This window comes from Mesorhizobium sp. M4B.F.Ca.ET.214.01.1.1 (assembly GCF_004791545.1).
Classification (GTDB): Bacteria; Pseudomonadota; Alphaproteobacteria; order Rhizobiales; family Rhizobiaceae; genus Mesorhizobium; species Mesorhizobium abyssinicae.
Genome location: NZ_SRUX01000208.1, coordinates 1 through 320, shown reverse-complemented (window position 1 = coordinate 320; position 320 = coordinate 1). Strand labels below are relative to the sequence as shown.

Genomic DNA, 320 nt, shown 5'->3' with positions numbered 1-320 from the left:
GTTCGATGGTCCAATGCGCGTGGTGCATAGGGACAACACGCTGTACGAGCCGGTCCCAAAACTGGGGACCATTCCCTTGGCCAGCAGGGTCGCTGTCGCAATCCGCGCGGCCGGGAAAATCGCTCGACCGAGGGATCTAGGGGTCGGGATTGGGATTGTTGCCTTTCAAAGCCCAAGTTGCCCTGATCCGATCGCTGACTTCCAGGTAAGCCATCTCGACCAAATAGGTCAGGAGGCTCTCTCCGTCTGCCTGCGCTGTTTGACGGATTTGCCTCAACATTGCCTGGGCATAGTGCAAGTTCTGCAATTTTTTGGACTGT

1 protein-coding gene is annotated in these 320 nt (G+C 56.6%); it reads right to left on the bottom strand.

The features are described 5' to 3' along the window. Window positions 1-136: 136 nt before the first annotated feature. On the bottom strand, window positions 137-320 hold a 184-nt coding region (locus EN857_RS35340), incomplete at its 5' end, for a hypothetical protein (RefSeq protein ID WP_135897721.1).